Here is a 2833-nt window from a genome sequence, read left to right on the forward strand (position 1 = left end):
ATTTAAAATCAATAACATAATTGCTTTATTCCAATTGCTTTATTGACGTTGAGCCTCGGAACCCTTAACAATCCCAAAACTTGTCGAATGGTCGGCTTAATAGCTCACGCTATGCCGACATTCGTCTACAAGTTTAGTTAAGGGTTCTTCTCAACGATCAATAAATTTTCTCGGCATAAATGCGTGCTTTTAAAACTAAAGATGTACTTATCCAATAAATAAGCGTATACTTAATCTAACGTAATAAAAGCTCGTGAATTTAATTGTAGTGTATTTTTCTAGAATATCCTCTTTTTTATAAATGAAATTGTTACAAATATTATGTGCAAAAGCACTCGGAGGTATTCTATATGAATAACGGTACAGTAAAATGGTTTAATTCAGAAAAAGGTTTTGGTTTCATCGAAAGAGAAAATGGTAACGACGTATTCGTTCACTTTTCTAACATTGTTGGAGAAGGCTATAAATCTTTAGAAGATGGACAAAGCGTAGATTTCGACATAGTTGATGGTCAACGTGGCGAACAAGCAACTAATGTTGTTGCGGTCTAACGATAAATAAAAAAGTCCTGGTCTATTATAGACCAGGACTTTTTTATTTATCCAAAGGCACACTTACATACCAAAATGGTATCGTGCTAAATTCAAAAACACATGTGATAATCAAATATACTTATTTTGCATTTTAAAGGGGTATTTTAAAGATTTAAGGGTAATTTATATAGTTTTATACCTAAAAACTTATATTGGCTCTTAAAACGCAAATATAAGCCAAATAAATATATTCTCATTTCACAAACAAAATTTAAGCAAAACCAGTGGCTATTTTTTAGACACTGCCCATTTACATGCAAATTAAAATTTTCATGATTTTTTATAGTTCCTAACAGGGTTAAAATTTGTATAACGAAAGTATATTGTTTATATAACGTTAGTATAATAAAGCATTTTAACATTATACTTTTGATAATCGTTTATCGTCGTCATCACAATAACTTTTAAAATACTCGTGCATAATTCAACAGCTGACCTCCCAATAACTACATGGTGTTATCGGGAGGTCAGCTGTTAGCACTTATATTTTGTTATTGTTCTTCCTCGATTTCGTCTATCATTTTGTGATTAATTTCTCTTTTTTCTTGTTCTGTTAAGTCATAAAGTTCACTAGCTAAATATTCTTTTTGTTTCCAAATATAAAAAATTTGATAGATATATTCGGTTGGATCAATTTCTTTTAAATAATCTAAATCCCCATTTTTTAATTTCTTTTTAGCCTCTTTAAATAATCCTGAATAAACTAATACCTGTTTACCTTTAAGTGATTTATAAAATGCATCAAATACTTTTTGATTTATTAAATAATCACTATCTTTACCAGAATACTTAGCCATTTCATATAACTCTTTATTGTTATTTTGTCTTATTTTTTGAACTTGAACTTGTGTAATTTCTGAAATTCCCGTTACATCACGCCATAAATCTAACCATTCTTGTTGGCTAATATAATATCTTTTATCTGTGAAATACGATTTATTTACTGCAATTAACACGTGAAAATGAGGATTATAATCATCTCTTTTTTTATTATATGTAATCTCTAACTTACGAACATAACCCTTAATAATTGATTTAACTTTTTTACGTTCAACCATTTTTTTAAAAGACTTATTATAATGTTTTATCTCATCTTCCAACTGTTCATTTTGTACATTAGGCGTCGTAAGCGTTAAAAAAATAAATTCCTTTTTCTCTTGCTGCTTAATATATTGCATCATCAAAGATAAACCCAACGCATCTTTTCTAGCTTTTCTCCAAGCACAGACAGGACAAAATCGATTTTTACAAGAATTAGCTTTATATAATTTCTGTTTTTCTAAAGTTTTATCAGCTACAAAAGACAGAAATGTATTGCAATCTTGAACTAAGTCCATTTGATTCTCTCCAATATGACGTTTAATAAATTTCTGAAATACTTGATTTCTTTGTTTTTTCTCAGTATACTTTTCCATGTTATAACACATAAAAACAACTTAGTTTTCACAAACTATGACAATAAAAAAAGTTGCTTTTTCCCCTTTCTATGTATGTTTTTGATTAGACACCTAAAACGATACATTAATAGGTACGAAAAAGCAACTTTTTTTGGGTTTTAAGCCATATATACCAATGCTTTAAGGGTAACTATCCAAAATCGAAATAGTTACCCTTATTATCAAGACAAGAAGAAACTCGTTTTCAACTCGTTTCAAATTCCTAAATTAGGAGGGATAAAATGAAAATTAATAATGTAACAGAAAAGGATTTATTTTATATTTTAGACTTATTTGAAAAAATGGAAGTAACTTATTGGTTAGATGGAGGTTGGGGTGTAGATGTATTAACTGGAAAACAACAAAGAGAACACAGAGATATAGATATAGATTTTGACGCCCAACACACTCAAAAAGTTATACAAAAATTAGAAGATATAGGATATAAAATAGAAGTTGATTGGATGCCTTCACGCATGGAACTTAAACATAAAAAATATGGATATTTAGATATTCATCCCATAAATTTAAATGATGATGGTTCCATTACTCAAGCAAATCCAGAAGGTGGCAATTACGTTTTTCAAAATGAATGGTTTTCAGAAACTAATTATAAAGGTCGAAAAATACCATGTATTTCAAAAGAAGCTCAGCTTCTTTTTCATTCTGGTTATGACTTAACAGAAAAAGACCATTTTGATATAAAAAATTTAAAATCAATAACATAATTGCTTTATTCCAATTGCTTTATTGACGTTGAGCCTCGGAACCCTTAACAATCCCAAAACTTGTCGAATGGTCGGC

3 protein-coding genes are annotated in these 2833 nt (G+C 29.1%); 2 read left to right on the plus strand and 1 reads right to left on the minus strand.

The features are described 5' to 3' along the window. The first annotated feature begins 350 nt into the window (after positions 1–350). A complete protein-coding gene (locus tag ACF91D_RS29705; protein WP_001059083.1) occupies positions 351–551 on the plus strand; it encodes a cold-shock protein in 201 nt (66 codons plus the stop codon). 533 nt (positions 552–1084) lie between these two features. On the opposite strand, the gene ACF91D_RS29710 is transcribed toward ACF91D_RS29705, so the two are convergent. Continuing rightward, positions 1085–2008 (minus strand): protein rep, encoded by a 924-nt coding sequence (locus ACF91D_RS29710; protein WP_107539578.1) that lies wholly within the window; start codon positions 2006–2008, stop codon positions 1085–1087. A 263-nt stretch (positions 2009–2271) separates the two neighbouring features. Here ACF91D_RS29710 and lnu(A) point away from each other — a divergent pair, with 263 nt between their 5' ends. After that, positions 2272–2757, plus strand: a complete 486-nt coding sequence (gene lnu(A) / locus ACF91D_RS29715; protein WP_000700648.1) for a lincosamide nucleotidyltransferase Lnu(A) — start codon at positions 2272–2274, stop codon at positions 2755–2757. Positions 2758–2833: the final 76 nt, after the last annotated feature.

It is taken from the genome of Staphylococcus sp. 231237_7MaSpsaltlick, assembly GCF_043107035.1.